This window comes from Clostridium sp. AM29-11AC, from assembly GCF_003480545.1.
In the GTDB taxonomy this organism is placed as follows: Bacteria; Bacillota; Clostridia; order Lachnospirales; family Lachnospiraceae; genus Otoolea; species Otoolea saccharolyticum_A.
Genome location: NZ_QUJI01000025.1, coordinates 24,672 through 41,416 on the forward strand (window position 1 = coordinate 24,672; position 16,745 = coordinate 41,416).

The following is a 16,745-nucleotide window of genomic DNA, read 5'->3' on the forward strand; positions in this document are numbered from 1 at the left end:
AAGGAGGCCATTATGGGAATTACAAAATTTGTCCTGAAACGTCCGGTTACGATCGTTATGGCGCTGCTCTGTCTGCTGGTGTTCGGTATTTCTTCTGTATTTAATGCCACTCTGGAGCAGATGCCGGAGATGGAGACTCCCATGCTGATTATAAGCACCCGCTATGACGGAGCGGGTCCTGAGGACATCTGTGAGCTGGTGACAGAGCCCATAGAGGATGAGGTCAGTACCCTGGAGGGAGTGAAGAGCGTCAGCTCTACATCCAGTGACGGTTCATCTATGGTTATGCTGGAATACGACTACGGCACAGATATGGATGAGGCATACAGCGATTTAACAAAGAAGATGAACAGCATTGAACGACAGCTTCCAGATGACGCGGAGGAACCGACGGTGATGGAAATGAGTATGGATGCCAGTACCACTATGATGCTGTCCATCAGCCACAGGACACAGAGCAATCTGTATGACTATGTAGATCAGAAAATCGTTCCTGAGCTGGAAAAAATCACATCGGTGGCCTCTGTGGAGGCTACAGGAGGTTCGTCGGAATATATCAAGGTTGAATTGATTTCAGAAAAGATGGCCCAGTACAAGGTAACCATGTCCCAGATCACCTCGGCTATTGAGGCGGCAAACCTGTCATCTCCGTCAGGAGACACAGTGGTGGGAAATCTGGAGCTGTCTGTCACCACCTCACTGGAGACAGAGGAGATGGAGGATTTAAAGACTGTTCCCATCACAACCTCATCCGGCGAGATTATTATGCTGCAGGATGTTGCGAACATTACGGAGGCCAAGGAGGAGCAGGGAGGAATATCCCGATATGACGGACAGGAAACAATCTCCATTTCCATCACTAAAAACCAGAGCAACACGGCCATGGAGGTTTCCAACGCCGTAAAAGAGACCATAGAAACTCTGACGGCAGATGATTCTGATCTGACTATTGAGATTGTAAATGATTCTGCGGACACGATCCTGGACTCCTTAAAGGATGTGGCGGTAACCATGATCCTGGCGGTAGTAATCTCGATGATTATTATTTTCCTGTTCTTTGGAGATGTGAAGGCTTCCCTGATTGTCGGAAGTTCTATCCCTACTTCGATCCTGTTATCGCTGATCGCGATTACCTCGGCAGGCTTTTCGCTGAATGTCATCACCATGAGCGCATTGACCCTGGGAGTTGGAATGATGGTAGATAACTCCATTGTCGTTCTGGAAAGCTGCTTCAGGGTTACGAAAGAAAACTGGGATAAGGGAATTGTGGGTTATGCAAAGTCCGCTCTTCAGGGAACCAATGTGGTGTTCGCGTCGATCATCGGCGGTACGGCTACAACCTGTGTCGTATTTATTCCGCTGGCATCCCTTCAGGGAATGTCAGGACAGATGTTCGGCCCTCTGGGCTTTACCGTAGTATTCTGTATGATAGCATCTCTGCTCTCTGCCGTGACGGTCGTGCCTCTGTGCTACGTTGTGTATAAGCCGAGAGAGAAGGAGGGGGCTGTCCTGTCCAGGCCGGTGGAGAGACTGCAGGACCTCTACCGCAGGATCATGAAAAGACTTTTAAGACACAAGGCGATGGTTATGTCTGTATCTGTGGCAATGCTTGTGGCCACTGTCTATCTGGCCTCAGGAATGGAGACAGAGCTTATCACGGCTGACGATACGGCACAGATCAGCATCGACATTGAGGCCCGTCCGGGCATTCTGGATGAAAAGGCAGACACGGCTCTCGAGGAGATCGAGCAGATAGTATCTTCCAATGAGAACGTGGATTCCTACATGCTTCGGTATAATAACCAGAGCGGAAGCGTAACAGCCTATCTGAAGGATGACAGAACCATGGAAACCCAGGAGCTGGCAGATCTGTGGCAGGAGGAGATGACAGACATTGAAAATTTCAGCATCGACGTCACAGCGGGAAGTTCTATGAGCTTTATGCAGAGAAGCCGCGGCTACGAGGTGATTCTTAAGGGAACCCAGTATGACGAGCTGAAAGAAGTCAGCGACAAGATTGTGGAGGAGCTCACCGCCAGGGACGACATTATCAACGTCCATTCCAGCTATGAAAACAATGCTCCCATTGTCACCATCAAGGTAGATTCTCTGATGGCTGAGAAGTATGGTCTGAGCGCTTCTTCCATCGGTTCTTCGGTAAACAATGCACTGAGCGGCACCACAGCCACGACTCTTACTGTGGATGGGCAGGATATAGATGTAAAGGTTGAGTACCCGGAAGATGAGTACCGGACCATTGATCAGATGAAAAATATTACGCTGACGGCACAGGATGGAAGCTCTGTTGCCCTGACAGATGTGGCAGAGGTAATCTTTAAAGACAGCCCGTCATCCATCAGCAGGGAGGATAAAGAATACCAGGTAACCATCAGCGGCGATTACACCGGCCAGGATGTGTCTGCAGAGATTGACAGCGAGGTGATTGCGCCGAATCTGACAGGAACTATAAAAAGGGGAACGAGCAGCACGGATCAGATGATGGAGGAAGAATTTTCAGCCCTCTATACAGCGATTGCAACGGCGGTGTTCCTGCTCTTCGTTGTAATGGCGGCGCAGTTTGAGTCTCCCAAGTTCTCCTTTATGGTTATGACCACGATTCCGTTCAGCCTGATCGGCTCCTTTGGCTTTCTGAAGCTGACAGGGGTCACCATGAGTATGACTTCCATCCTGGGATTTCTGATCCTGGTGGGAACGGTTGTAAACAACGGAATCCTCTATGTGGATACGGTGAACCAGTACCGGATGGAGATGGATATGGAGACAGCCATGATTGAAGCGGGAGCTACGAGGCTTCGCCCGATGCTGATGACCAGCCTTACTACGATCCTTGGCATGCTGCCTATGGCAATGGCTATTGGAAGCAGCGGTTCTACGACTCAGGGACTTGCGGTAGTGGATATTGGAGGACTGACAGTGGGACTGTTTGTAGCCCTCTTCATGCTCCCTGTCTACTACGCGCTGATGAACCGAAAGCCAAAGGCATATAACGGCTGGGATATTGACTAGGCTTTGCCGGTGTCGGCTGAATATGAGACAAACGGAACAGTGAGAAAAGGTATGGCCTCTGCAGAGGACGGAACGAACCGGAAACTGGCAGAAGAAAGAGGATGGAAAAGCTTCTCGGTACAGTCCTGGCAGAGGCACTGCAAAAGGAGTATAAATTATGAGAAAATTCAGATACAGAGCGGCGCTTTGGGCAGTAGGAATGGCTCTTTTAGCAGGTACAGTTTTTCCCATGTGCGCTTTTGCGGATAGCCCCCCTTTTGCCTATACGGAGGAGGAGTGGGCGTCTATCAGGGATGACACACTGGAATTTGGAGAGATAGACGAGCTGATCCATGAGTACAACAGTACGGTGAAGCAGAATAACATTGATTATAAGGATTATCAGGGAAAAGACAGGGATGACGTGGCACAGGAATATTACGACTCTGCAGATGAAATCTATGGGAACCTTCCGGAGCTGGATTCTGACTCAGAGGGATATGCATCAGCCCTTTCCAGCTATATCAGCAGTGAGCAGCAGGCGGACAATATGGTGGAGCGGGGTGACAACAATGTGGACGATGAGGACACGGTGAGGTGGGGGTATACAAAGACAGAGAAGAGCCTGGTAAACCAGGCCCAGAGCCTGATGATCTCCTACTGGAGCAGTACTGCCAATCTGGAATCCCTGAACCGCGCTCTGGAGCAGGCGAAGCAGAATGAACAGACAGTTTCAGCCAAAGTGGCTGCCGGTACTGCTACACAGACGGAACTTTTAAATGCCAGTGAGGCGGTTCTCACAGCGCAGTCATCCATTACCTCCGCCCAGAGCAGTCTGAATGAGACGAGAGACTCTCTAATCCGGATGCTGGGGTGGAATTATGGAGATGAGGTGGAGATTAAAGAGCTGCCGGAGCCGGATTTGGACGCTGTTCAGACCGTTAACCTGGAAGAGGATCTGAACAAGGCCCTGGAGAATAACTACGATCTGAAAATCCTGAAAAAGAAGCTGCAGAATTCCAGATCCAGTACAAATGAAGAAACGTATACAGAGCAGGTAAAGAGCGGGGAACAGACCATAAAGTCCAATGTGACAAGCGCCTACCAGAGTCTTCTTCTGGCCAAAAACAAGTATGAACAGGCCGTAAACCAGCTGGCTCTTTCTGAACAGCAGATGCAGACAGCAGAACGGAAAAAGGCGGCCGGCACGATCAGTGCCAACAGCTACCAGGAACAGGTCTATTCCTATGAGGATGCGAAAACGGCAAAGCAGACAGCGGCCTACAGCCTGCTGAGTGCGCAGCTTGCCTATGAATGGGCAGTGAACGGTCTGGCCAGCGCTTCATAGACGCAGATTAGGAGGAAATGCCATATGCGCAAAGTGATGGGAAGAGGAAAAGGGGGATGGCTGGCTGGAAGTATCCTTCTGCTGTCTGTGGTCTGGACACTGCCCGTTCAGGCCGCCAAATCTCTGGAGGTGACACAGACGCAGCTGGAGCGGCAGGCTGAGGGAGAAGGGAAGGCAGGTGAAGCCGACGGGCAGACTGAGGAGGAAGCTTTGGCCGTCGGCCCTGGAGTCTCAGCAGAAGGAGGGGATGATGCGTCCGCCGGCTCCGGGACTGAAAGCGGCTCCCAGGCAGAAGAAGCTGCTTTTTCAGAGGAGGAACTGGCGGACAGCCAGATTGAATACGGAGAGCTGGAGGAGCTTATAAGGAGGGGAAATCCTACCGTAAAAGCAGCCATCGGCTCCTACGACACCGATCTGGAGATCTATCAGGAGGCCCTTTCGTCTCTGGCGGCTGCAAAGCAGGAGATGACAGAAAATGCCGGGGATCTGAAGGAGGAGGACGGAAGTGATGCTCTGATCGCCCAGTATGAGTCAAATGCAGATCAGCTTGGAACCTCCATCGCTCAGATGAATCGGACAATCCGCAGACTTACGGGAGTGAGCGGTCAGAAGAGTCTGAACCAGTCTGTCAACACCATGGTGAAGACAGCTCAGACCCTTATGGCAAGCTATAACCAGATGCGGGCCCAGAGAGAGACCGCCGAAAAACAGGAAGAAAGCGCCAGGGCAGCTTATGAAAAGACACAGAAAATGTATGCAGCCGGAATGACAACCCAGCAGGAACTGCTGACAGCAGAGCAGAGTCTGCTGAGCGCCCAGATTTCTCTGCAGTCGGCCAGGGACAGCGAGGACAGTCTGAAACGGCAGCTGGCGGCCATGATTGGACGAAACGCAGAAGGATTGGAGATAGGAACGCTCCCGGAGCCTGATCCGTCTGTCATTGATACCTTTCAGCTGGAGGAAGATAAAAAGACCGCCATAACCTCAGATGAATCCATTCAGGCACTGCGAAAATCCCAGGCGGGAGGAAGCGCGGCCAGCAGCCTCAGGACCCAGCAGATAGAGGAGGCGAAGGGAGAAAAAAATTCCACCATGGATGCGCTCTATAGCGATATGATCGCAAAACGTGAGGCGTATGATGCTGCCGGTCAGGCATTCCAGAGCGCCCAGAAGGAGCGGGATGCCCTTGAGACCAAGTATCAGTCGGGAATGATTTCCAGACAGGATTACCTTCAGGGAGTGGCTTCCTACCAGGAGAAAAAAGCGGACAGAGAGGCCGCGTCCATTGCCCTCAGCCAGGCCATCTCCGCGTACAGGTGGGAGATCAAAGGCATATAAAACGTCAGAAATAAAGAAAATAAAGAGAAAAGGAGAGTAAAAGAAAAGACCGCAGGGGGAACCTATCAAGCCTCCTGCGGCCTTTTCTCTTGTAAATTAGAAAGGGTTGTTGATAATTTTGGGAGCAGATGGAAAGTATCTCACTGGTTTCAGGAAAAGTGTTACTGTCCTTCGCCCACTACGGCGACGAAACTGCTCTGCAGCTCTCTTAAGCCTTTTTTTAAGCTCTTATTGTCGTTTTCTGATTCCGATGTGTCCAGGATAAAGGTGTCGCTTCCGCAAAATCCGAGAATGGAGTAGCTTTCCAGTGATGTATAACTGTCGTCGCTGCAGCGGACAATGGAGAACATAAGTCCTGAACCGTCAGCTTCATAGGACTCCTTGTCATACATGTCCAGTCCCTCATCATTCTGAATAATTACACATTCTCCGGCCCACCGTTCGGGAACCTCGAAGGAAAATTCATCTGTGATAACCTTAGAACCGGTCAAAGGAACCGCCTCGTTAGAAGCAGTCGTTACCATGTCAGCGGAAAGTGTCTGCGGAACTGCCGCAGCATCAGCCCCAAAAGCTGTGCCGGCAAATGAAAACGTCAGTACAAGCGTACAGGCAAAATTTCTGAAACCCATTGTAAGAACCTCCAATCCTTCTTTATTTTATCACAAGAATTGCGGTTTGTCATTAAAAAAATCGTAATGACTTATTAAAAGGCTGTTAAACAATTATTCATAGAATCTTCAAAGTTTCTGTCAGCCCCGAAAAACAGGGCCTCAGAAGCAGCCGTTTTTCAGCCTGAATGAGGCTTTTGCAGTCTGTTAAAAGGAGTCAGGCTTTTCCCACAGCATCTCAATATGGGAAATCCCAGCATCGAGAAACTCGTCGGAAACCTTGCGAAAGCCCTGAGCCTCATAGAAGGGGCGGGCATAGGTCTGAGCCTCAATGCGGATGGAAGTCGCTCCAAACTTTTCCACAGCCGTTTTGATTCCCTCCTGCAGAAGTTTGCTTCCGATGCCACATCTCCTTCTGGCAGAGATCACCCGGCTGATAGCCGGTTCCGGAAAGAATACTCCCCGGTTAAGGACTCTCAGGTATGCGGCAATCCCGTCGCTGTCCCTGAAAAACACATGGATAGCATCCGGATCATTCCCGTCAATCTCCCCGTAGGCGCAGTGCTGCTCTACCACAAATACATCTACCCTGAGCTTTAAAATATCATAAAGCTCCGAAAGGGTCAGTTCATTGAAACGTTTTACTACAAGCTCCACCGTTCCATTCCTCCATTCAGTATTTCTGTTAAAAAACTGCCATGGGAAGGGGGAAAAATGCCCCGGTTTTTCTATTCGGATCCTCCTTTCCAGGCACAGCTCTTCAAAACACATCTCTCCTGCATTTTTCCGACCGGAAAAGAAAGCCGCAAAGAAGAAAAAGGTAAGTTTTCCAGTGACTTTCCTGGAACTGGAAAACTTACCTTTTTCTGATTTCTGACGCCAGCCCTTTTTAAGCCCTCTCCCCGGCGGCAGCAGCTTCAGCGGCCGCCTCCGCATTCAGATTCTTCTGCGCCGTAGCTAGCATCAGCTTAATCCGGTTCAGCTGATTTACCTCGCTGGCTCCCGGATCGTAATCCACGGCGATAATATTCGCCTCAGGATGGGAGGCCCTCAGCTCCTTGATAACGCCTTTTCCCACAATATGGTTGGGCAGACAGCCAAAGGGCTGAGTGCAGATAATATTCTTCGTGCCGCTGTGTATCAGCTCCAGCATCTCTCCGGTAAGGAACCATCCCTCTCCCGTCTGATTTCCCAGAGAAACGTAAGATTTTGCCATGGCAGCCAGATCGTGAATTCGCGCCGGAGGAATAAAATGCGTACTCTTTTCCAGCTCTTTTCTGGCCGTGCGGCGGAAATACTCAAGCATCTGGATTCCCACATTGCAGAGCCATGCAGTGGACTTCTTTCCTCCCAGGTTTTCTGCCTTGAAGTTGGAGTTGTAGAAGCAGTAGAGGAGGAAGTCAAGCAGATCCGGCATCACGGCCTCTGCGCCCTCGCTCTCCAGCAAGTCCACTACGTGATTGTTTGCCAGAGGGGAGAATTTAACCAGGATCTCGCCTACAATTCCCACCTTCGGCTTCACCGCATTCCTCCGGGCGAGTGTGTCAAAGTCAGAGATGATTCCACGAAGGTTTCTGCTGAATTCCTTCATGGACGGCTTTTTCTTTGTCAGGGAAGCAATGCATCTCTCCTTCCACTGCTCATGGAGAGCGTCTGCGCTTCCGGGTTTTGCCTCATAGGGCCTTGTGGCGTAGAGAACCCGCATGAACACGTCTCCGTAGACTACAGCCTGCAGAGCCTTGATTACCATCGGCAGTGTAAAAGAGAAGCCCGGGTTTGTCTCCATGCCGTTGGCATTCAGGGAAATAACAGGTATCTGCGGCATCCCTGCCCGCTCTAAGGCACGGCGGATAAATCCAATATAGTTGGACGCACGGCAGCCTCCTCCTGTCTGGCTCATAATGATGGCCGTACGGTTCAGATCGTATTTTCCGGACAGCAGGGCAGACATGATCTGTCCCACCACAATCAGCGACGGATAGCAGGCGTCGTTGTTTACAAACTTAAGGCCTGTGTCAATGGCAGTCCGGTCAGAATTCTGGAGTACCTCAAGCTTGTATCCGCAGCTTCTGACTGCCGGTTCGATCAGATCAAAGTGAATCGGAGACATCTGGGGACAGAGAATGGTGTAGTCCTTCTTCATCTCCTTGGTGAAGAAAACGCGGCTGTAGGCGCTTGTGACCACATCATGCTGATAGTGCTTTCTCTCCCTGACACGGATCGCCGAGATCAGAGACCTGATTCGGATTCTGGCGGCTCCCAGATTATTTACCTCGTCGATTTTTAAACAGGTATAGATTTTTCCCGAGTGAGTCAGAATATCGTTTACCTGATCCGTTGTCACTGCATCCAGCCCGCAGCCGAAGGAATTGAGCTGGATGAGATCCAGATTTTCCTGAGTTTTAACAAAGTTTGCGGCTGCGTACAGGCGGGAGTGGTACATCCACTGGTCGGTGACGATGAGGGGACGCTCCACATTTCCCAGATGAGATACCGAGTCCTCTGTCAGCACGGCAAAGCCGTAGGAGGTGATAAGCTCCGGAATTCCGTGGTTGATCTCAGGGTCTACATGGTAGGGACGTCCGGCCAGGACAATTCCGTGGCGGTTATTGTCCACAAGCCACCTGAGAACCTCTTCTCCCTTTTTCTCCATATCTTTCCTGGATGCGAGAAGCTCCTTCCAGGCTTCACCGGCCGCCTCGCGTATCTCTTTTTCCGGAATCTGGAACTGCTCTGTAAACTCCTTTACGAGAGCGTCTGTCAGGATCTCCTCATTGGTGAAGGCCATGAATGGGTTTCTGAACAGAATCTCGTTTCCGTGGAGCTCCTCCACGTTGTTCTTGATATTTTCTGCATAGGAAGTAACCATCGGGCAGTTGTAATGGTTTCCGGCCTCCGGCATTTCGTTTCGCTCATAAGGAATACAGGGGTAAAATATGTATTTGACGCCCTGTTTTATCAGCCATTCTACATGGCCGTGGGCCAGTTTGGCAGGATAACACTCAGACTCGCTGGGGATAGATTCGATTCCCAGCTCGTAAATCTTTCTCGTAGACTGGGGAGACAGGACAGTCCGAAAGCCCAGCTTCTTAAAAAATACGGCCCAGAACGGATAGTTCTCATAGAGGTTCAGCACTCTTGGAATGCCGACTGTTCCTCGTTTTGCCACATCGGCAGTCAGAGGCTCGTAGTCGAACATCCGGTGAAATTTGTAATCAAAGAGGTTTGGAATATCCTCCTTTTTCTTTGAATGTCCGAGGCCGCGCTCGCATCGGTTGCCGGTTACGAACTGGCGTCCGCCGTCGAAACGGTTGATCGTCAGAACGCAGTGGTTGGTGCAGCCCTGGCACCTTGTCATGCTGGTCTTGTAGGAGAGATTTAAAATTTTCTCCATCGGCAGCATGGAGGTTTCCCTGGAGGCGTCATAGCGCTCCCTGGCAATGAGAGCGGCTCCGAAGGCTCCCATGATTCCGGCAATATCCGGGCGGACAGCCTCACAGCCCGCGATTTTCTCGAAGCTTCTGAGCACTGCGTCGTTGTAGAAGGTTCCGCCCTGAACTACCACATGCTTTCCCAGATCGGAGGCGTTTGTGATCTTGATTACCTTAAACAGCGCGTTCTTGATAACGGAGTAGGCGAGACCTGCAGAGATGTCGGCTACAGATGCGCCCTCCTTCTGGGCCTGCTTTACGTTGGAATTCATGAATACCGTGCAGCGGGTTCCCAGATCCGTCGGATTTTTCGCAAACAGGGCTTCTTTTGCAAAATCGATGACACTGTAGTTCAGAGATTTCGCAAAGGTTTCAATGAAGGAACCGCAGCCGGAGGAGCAGGCCTCATTGAGCTGAACGCTGTCGACTGTTCCGTCCTTGATCTTGATACACTTCATATCCTGGCCGCCGATGTCTAAAATACAGTCCACATCCGGTTCAAAAAAGGCTGCAGCGTAGTAGTGGGAGATGGTTTCAACCTCCCCCTCATCCAGCATGAAGGCAGCTTTTAAAAGCGCTTCGCCGTATCCGGTGGAACAGGAGTAGACGATGTGGGCGCCCTCAGGGAGTTTCTCATCGATCTCCTTCATGGCGCGTATAGCTGTGGCCAGAGGACTTCCGTTGTTGTTGCTGTAAAAATTGTAGAGCAGAGTTCCGTCCTCGCCGACGAGGGCTACCTTGGTGGTGGTGGATCCTGCGTCGATTCCCAGGAAGCAGTTTCCCTTATAAGTTGACAAGTCACCTTTTTTGACGCAGTGGTTCTCGTGGCGCGTTTTAAATTCCTCATAGGCGGCCTCATTTTCGAAGAGAGGCTCCATACGGTTGACCTCAAAATCCATCTTGATGCCCTTTTTGAGGCGCTCAATCATGGATGATGCATTCATGCTGACTTCGCATTTTGAATTCATGGCAGCGCCGACGGCTGCGAACAGGTGAGAGTGATCAGGGGCAACAATTCTGTCCGGTCCAAGGTTTAGGGTTCTGATAAAAGCTGCCCGAAGCTCGGACAGGAAGTGAAGCGGTCCGCCTAAGAATGCGACAGTACCGCGGATAGGTTTTCCGCAGGCCAGTCCGCTGATGGTCTGGTTGACTACGGCCTGGAAGATGGAGGCGGCAAGGTCCTCCCTTGTAGCGCCCTCGTTGATGAGAGGCTGAATGTCCGATTTCGCAAACACGCCGCAGCGGGCAGCGATGGGATAAATGGCCTTGTAATTTTTTGCGTATTCGTTCAGTCCGGAAGCGTCAGTCTGGAGAAGGGCAGCCATCTGATCGATGAAGGAGCCTGTTCCTCCTGCACAGATGCCGTTCATTCTCTGATCAATGCCTCCGGTAAAGTAGATAATTTTCGCGTCCTCTCCGCCGAGCTCAATGGCTACGTCCGTCTGGGGAGCATAGTCCTGTAGGGCAGATGCCACAGAAACGACTTCCTGGACAAACGGCACTTCCAGATGACTGGAGAGGGTAAGTCCGCCGGAGCCGGTAATCATGGGATAGAGTTCCATGTCTCCGAGAACCTCCACTGCCCGTGAAAGGAGCAGGGCCAGGGTCTCCTGGATGTTTGCAAAGTGGCGTTCGTAATCGGCAAACAGAATGCGGTTGTCATCGTCGATAATCGCGACTTTTACGGTAGTGGAACCGATATCGATTCCCAGTCTTTTACAGGATTTCATATATTAACCGGGGCTAATCCCCGTCCCTCCTTTGTAGTACACGTTTATTCGGCTATACTTTAACATAGAATAAGAAAGAATACAATTGATTATTTGCGTTAAAATGCTGTAAAAAAAAGGTTAGAATCATTAATTTTGCACTAGAGGAAAATTCCGATGTGAGGAACTGTTTTTATCGTGCCTCGGCGGGTTCCTGAAGGCAGCAGCGGACGAAAAAAAGAGAAAAGAGGGATCAGCATATGTAAAGTGTATGGAAGGAAAAACAATTTATTTGACAAAGAGGGCGGCTAAATTTATAATAAGGAACTAAAGATTCCAACAGAGGGATCAGAAAAGAGAGAGCAGGAAAATATATGAATTTTTTGAGAAAACTAGAAAAGAAATTCGGGAGATATGCCATTCCCAACCTGATGTACTACATTATTATAATGTACGGAATGGGACTCATCATTTATGTGGCAAACCCCAATATTTATTTTCAGTATCTGTCGTTAGATGTGGGGGCGATTCTTCAGGGACAGATTTGGAGAATTGTCACCTTTTTGATCTGTCCGCCTTCTATGAGCAGTGATCCCATGACTTCCGTGCTGCTCAGCGCGATTGCCATGAGCCTTTACTACTTCCTGGGCCGGACGCTGGAGCAGGTGTGGGGAATCTTCCGCTTTAACCTGTATTTCCTGATGGGAATTCTGGGTCATATCGTAGCGGCATTTATCCTCTATTTTGCCACCTGGGCACTGATCGGGGTGCCTCTGTCATTTCCGCTGACCACTTATTACCTGAATAATTCCCTGTTTCTGGCCTTTGCGGTGACATTTCCGAATCTGATGTTCCGCCTGTACTTTGTCATTCCGATCAAGGCATCGTGGCTGGGTATTTTTATCGGGGCAGAATTTCTGTATGACTTTATTTTTGGCGGGTTTGTGTCCAAAATATGTATCGGCCTGTCACTGCTAAATTTTGTCGTATTCTTCCTTATGACCAGAAATTACCGGAAGATCAGTCCCTCCGAGATTCGGAGAAAACAGAAATTCAAATCCAATGTGAAGGCTGCCAATGCACAGAAAATTAAGATTGGGCATCACCGCTGTGCAGTCTGCGGCAGGACTGAAAAAGACGATCCGAATCTGGAGTTCCGTTACTGTTCCAAGTGTGAAGGGGGCTTGGAATACTGTATGGATCACCTTTATACGCATAAACATGTGACAAAGGAGGATTTGGAGAAACGCAGGGAGGACTAAAGCGGGGAGAGTATCAGAGCCGCCGGCTTTTCTGCCGAAGCAGATATGGGGAAAAACGGGGGAAACTTGCAACGCTCAGCCAGAGGGGGCTGAGAACAGATACAGGAGGAATATAACAGGATGAAAAAGACAAAAATTATCTGCACCATGGGCCCGAACACCAATGACAGAGAGATTATGAGACAGCTTGCTTTAAATGGAATGGATGTGGCGCGTTTTAATTTTTCCCACGGAGATTACGAGGAGCATATGGGCCGCTATAAGATCCTCGAGAGTGTGCGTGAAGAACTGGGGCTTCCAATCGCAGCCCTGCTTGACACCAAGGGTCCGGAGATTCGCACGGGAAATCTGAAGGACGGAAAGAAGGTCACTCTGAAGGCGGGAGAACTTTATACGCTCACCACAGATGAAATCGTGGGTGACGACAGGAGAGGCTTTATCAACTATGCAGGGCTTCCCGCTGATGTGGTGCCGGGAAATCAGATCCTTATTGACGACGGACTGATTGAGCTGGATGTGGAAGAAGTAAGGGGAAATGATATTGTCTGCAGAATCATCAATGGAGGTGAGCTTGGGGAGAAGAAGGGAGTCAATGTACCAAATGTGGAAATTAAGCTCCCGGCTCTGACCGACAAGGACAAGGAGGATATCCTCTTTGGAATCACGGCCGGATTTGACATGATCGCGGCCTCCTTCGTCAGAAATGCATCTGCAATCCGTGAGATTCGTGAGATTCTGGATAAGCATGGTTCCAATATGCTTATTATTGCAAAGATTGAGAATGCAGAGGGTATCAAAAATCTGGATTCCATCCTGGAAGCCTGCGATGGAATTATGGTTGCCCGAGGTGATATGGGAGTTGAGATTCCGGCAGAGAAGGTTCCTCATATACAGAAGCTGATTATCCGAAAGTGCAATGAGGCCTGTAAGCCGGTTATCACAGCAACCCAGATGCTGGACTCCATGATCAGGAATCCCCGTCCAACCCGTGCGGAAGTGACAGACGTGGCCAATGCCGTTTATGACGGAACAGACGCAGTGATGCTCTCCGGGGAGACAGCTATGGGACGCTACCCGGTGGAGGCGGTAAAGATGATGGCTCAGATCGTGGAAGATTCCGAGAAGTATCTGGACTATTCGTCCTATCGTCAGAGAAGGGTCAGTGTGGAAAATAAGAAAAATATCTCCAACGCAGTGTGCTATTCATCCGTAGCCACAGCCCATGATCTGGGCGCAGCTGCGATTGTGGCGCCTTCTGTCAGCGGATTTACAGCGAGAATGCTCTCCAAATGGCGTCCCAACGCGACGATTGTGGGACTCTCACCGAGCATGACAACGGTCCGTCAGATGCAGCTCTACTGGGGGGTGAAGCCGTTCCACGCAAAGAGGGCAGATTCCACCGACGTTCTGGTATACTCTTCTATCGAGATTCTGAAGGAAAAGGGAATCGTAAAGGCAGGAGATGTGGTTGTGGCTACTGCCGGAGTTGTGACTTATGCAAGCCGGCATTCTCCGGCAGCTAATACCAATATCATGCGCGTGGTTGAGGTGGACTAAAGACAGAAATCGATAGGAATGAATAGGAGTCAATAGAGATCAACAGAAATCAGATAAAAAGGCCGGAGTCAGGCAGCTTCAGGATGGCCAGGCCGGAGGGAAGGCTGAGCCGGACTTTTGAAATCAGATAAACGGCTTATGCGGCGCGGCATTTCCCAGTGAAAGTCCGCGCCGTTTTTGCGGATGCCGGATAAAAGGCGCAGGAGAGAACAGAAAAAGGCAAAGACTGCAGAAACGCCGGAGGATTTTAACAGGATAAGGAGAAAGAGAATGGATAAGAAACCGTTTGTGACACTGGAACAGTTAAAAGAGATTACTAAGACATATCCGACACCCTTTCATCTCTATGATGAAAAGGGAATTCGGGAGAATGCAGAGCGCTTAAAGAGGGCATTTTCCTGGAACAAGGGGTTTAGGGAGTACTTTGCAGTCAAGGCAACACCGAACCCGTTTATCATCGATATTTTAAAGAAACTGGACTGCGGAGTGGACTGTTCCTCCCTGACGGAGCTTATGATGGCAGAGGCCATGGAATATGACGGAGAAAAGATCATGTTTTCTTCAAACGATACGCCCCTTGAGGAGTTTCAGAAGGCAGACAGCCTTGGGGCAATTATCAATCTCGATGACATTACCCACATCGAATTTCTTGAGAAGGCCATCGGCCATATTCCGGAAACCATAAGCTGCCGCTACAATCCAGGCGGGCTTTTCAAGATCAGCAATGACATCATGGACAACCCCGGGGATGCCAAATACGGAATGACCACAGAGCAGATTTTCGAGGCATTTAAGATTCTGAAATCAAAGGGAGCGAAACGGTTTGGAATTCACGCATTTCTGGCCAGCAATACGGTGACCAATGAGTATTATCCGATGCTTGCAAAGGTGCTGTTTGAGCTGGCAGTCAAGCTGAAGGAGGAGACCGGAGCAGAGATAGCCTTTATCAACCTTTCCGGCGGAATCGGAATTCCCTACCGTCCGGATCAGGAGCCAAACGATATTTTCATGATTGGAGAGGGAGTAAGAAAGGTTTACGAGGAGGTTCTGGTTCCTGCAGGGATGGGCGATGTGGCAATTTACACAGAGTTGGGACGCTTTATGCTGGGGCCTTACGGCTGCCTGGTGACAACGGCTATCCACGAAAAGCACACGCACAAGGAGTATATCGGTGTGGATGCCTGCGCTGTGAACCTGATGCGCCCGGCCATGTACGGAGCCTACCATCATATTACAGTGATGGGGAAGGAGAAGGAACCATGTGACCATAAGTATGACATAACGGGATCCCTCTGCGAAAATAATGATAAATTTGCCATTGACAGAATGCTTCCGAAAATTGACTTAGGAGATCTGCTGGTGATCCACGATACAGGAGCCCACGGATTTTCCATGGGATATAATTACAACGGAAAGCTGCGCTCTGCAGAGCTCCTTTTAAGGGAGGATGGAAGCGTCCAGATGATCCGCCGGGCAGAGACGCCCAGGGATTACTATGCAACCTTTGATTTCTGTGATCTCTTTAATAAAGTACTGTAGGAGATAGCCGGGAAAGAAGAGGGCGTAAAAAGCAGAGGATGAAAGTCCCTATAATGCAGAAAACTGCCGTTTTATTGCATGGGGCGGTGGAATCTTAAGAAAAACTTCATAATTTATTTAAAGACTATACAAACATTTTTGGGAGAACCGTGTTATACTAAAACCATAATAAATGCACGATACAAAAGTAATAAACCTTTTAACCTTTTTGAAATTCCAAAATCCTAACTGAAAGAGCCCCCTGCACCGGAAGGTGCGGGGGTTTTTTCAGTTTACAGGAAAATTTCTTTTCCTCAAATAGAAGGAGTCCCGTGGATATGGATTGCCCCGGGGATGCTTTCGGCCAAATCTCATTGCAGACAGGTGAGCAAATCGGAGGGACAGCCGCGTACTGCGGCTGTCCCTCCGCTGGGTACATATCCAGTTTTTACGGTGTATCTGATATCTTCTGAATCAGAAGTCCGGCATCCGTAAAGGAGAAGCCGGTTCCAATCATAACCAGAGTGATTGTAGCAGTTGCGGCTACGCTGATGAGTACGGAGGCTGCCAGGGTGGTTGTGTTGCTGGTAGCGGCGATAGTTCCTGATTTTGCACTTCCAGGAATCTGAGTGCCGTCTTCCCGAAGCTCCACCTTCGCCTCGCCGGTGGCGGTTGTGTTGGTTCCGATAACCGAATAGGAAATCAGATATACGCCGGCCTCATTGATGGTAAAATCACCGCTGCTGGCTGTGTGGGTGACGGCGGTGCCCTCCTCTAACTGGTTTGTATCGAAGGTAAGGGCAGTTCCGTCGGAAGCCGGTGACTGGCTGGGAACATTGGTCGCATACAGGCCATTAAATGGAGGCGCAGCGCCGGTCGGTCCTGTGGCACCGGTAGCACCTGTAGCGCCGGTAGGTCCTGTGGCGCCGTCAGCACCTGCGGCACCTGCCGGTCCTGCAGCGCCGGTC

9 protein-coding genes and 1 pseudogene are annotated in these 16,745 nt (G+C 50.1%); 6 read left to right on the forward strand and 4 right to left on the reverse strand.

What is annotated here, in order from left to right; translation table 11 throughout:
* Positions 1–12 precede the first annotated feature (12 nt).
* The 3 genes from DW757_RS14745 (at position 13) to DW757_RS14755 (ending at position 5,692) form a co-directional block, all read left to right on the forward strand.
* Complete coding sequence (locus DW757_RS14745) at positions 13–3,027, forward strand: efflux RND transporter permease subunit (protein ID WP_008398982.1); 3,015 nt, start codon at positions 13–15, stop codon at positions 3,025–3,027.
* Between the two features lie 157 nt (positions 3,028–3,184).
* Positions 3,185–4,354: a TolC family protein gene (locus tag DW757_RS14750; RefSeq protein WP_118752098.1), complete on the forward strand. Its 1,170-nt coding sequence runs from the start codon at positions 3,185–3,187 to the stop codon at positions 4,352–4,354.
* 24 nt (positions 4,355–4,378) lie between these two features.
* The gene (locus DW757_RS14755) at positions 4,379–5,692 is read left to right on the forward strand and encodes a TolC family protein (RefSeq protein ID WP_118752099.1); all 1,314 of its coding nucleotides are present in this window, start codon (positions 4,379–4,381) and stop codon (positions 5,690–5,692) included.
* 161 nt (positions 5,693–5,853) lie between these two features.
* Here DW757_RS14755 and DW757_RS14760 read toward each other — a convergent pair whose 3' ends face one another.
* The 3 genes from DW757_RS14760 to DW757_RS14770 all read right to left on the reverse strand — a co-directional run bounded on the left by DW757_RS14760 (position 5,854) and on the right by DW757_RS14770 (position 11,461).
* Positions 5,854–6,321 carry a hypothetical protein gene (locus tag DW757_RS14760; RefSeq protein ID WP_118752100.1) on the reverse strand — a complete coding sequence of 156 codons (468 nt, stop codon included), beginning with the start codon at positions 6,319–6,321 and terminating at the stop codon, positions 5,854–5,856.
* A 186-nt stretch (positions 6,322–6,507) separates the two neighbouring features.
* The gene (locus DW757_RS17810; protein WP_021966650.1) at positions 6,508–6,957 is read right to left on the reverse strand and encodes a GNAT family N-acetyltransferase; all 450 of its coding nucleotides are present in this window, start codon (positions 6,955–6,957) and stop codon (positions 6,508–6,510) included.
* A gap of 232 nt (positions 6,958–7,189) precedes the next feature.
* Positions 7,190–11,461 carry a 2-hydroxyacyl-CoA dehydratase gene (locus DW757_RS14770; protein WP_118752102.1) on the reverse strand — a complete coding sequence of 1,424 codons (4,272 nt, stop codon included), beginning with the start codon at positions 11,459–11,461 and terminating at the stop codon, positions 7,190–7,192.
* Positions 11,462–11,814: 353 nt separating this feature from the next.
* On the opposite strand from DW757_RS14770, the gene DW757_RS14775 reads away from it, so the two are divergent.
* The 3 genes from DW757_RS14775 to DW757_RS14785 all read left to right on the forward strand — a co-directional run bounded on the left by DW757_RS14775 (position 11,815) and on the right by DW757_RS14785 (position 15,798).
* Positions 11,815–12,702, forward strand: coding sequence for a membrane protein (locus DW757_RS14775; RefSeq protein WP_008398976.1), 888 nt, complete (start codon positions 11,815–11,817; stop codon positions 12,700–12,702).
* Positions 12,703–12,822: 120 nt separating this feature from the next.
* The gene (gene pyk, locus DW757_RS14780; RefSeq protein WP_008398975.1) at positions 12,823–14,259 is read left to right on the forward strand and encodes a pyruvate kinase; all 1,437 of its coding nucleotides are present in this window, start codon (positions 12,823–12,825) and stop codon (positions 14,257–14,259) included.
* A gap of 270 nt (positions 14,260–14,529) precedes the next feature.
* Positions 14,530–15,798 (forward strand): diaminopimelate decarboxylase, encoded by a 1,269-nt coding sequence (locus DW757_RS14785; protein ID WP_021966648.1) that lies wholly within the window; start codon positions 14,530–14,532, stop codon positions 15,796–15,798.
* Between the two features lie 427 nt (positions 15,799–16,225).
* On the opposite strand, the pseudogene DW757_RS14790 reads toward DW757_RS14785, so the two are convergent.
* A pseudogene (locus DW757_RS14790) lies at positions 16,226–16,745 on the reverse strand (BclA protein); the annotation flags it as partial.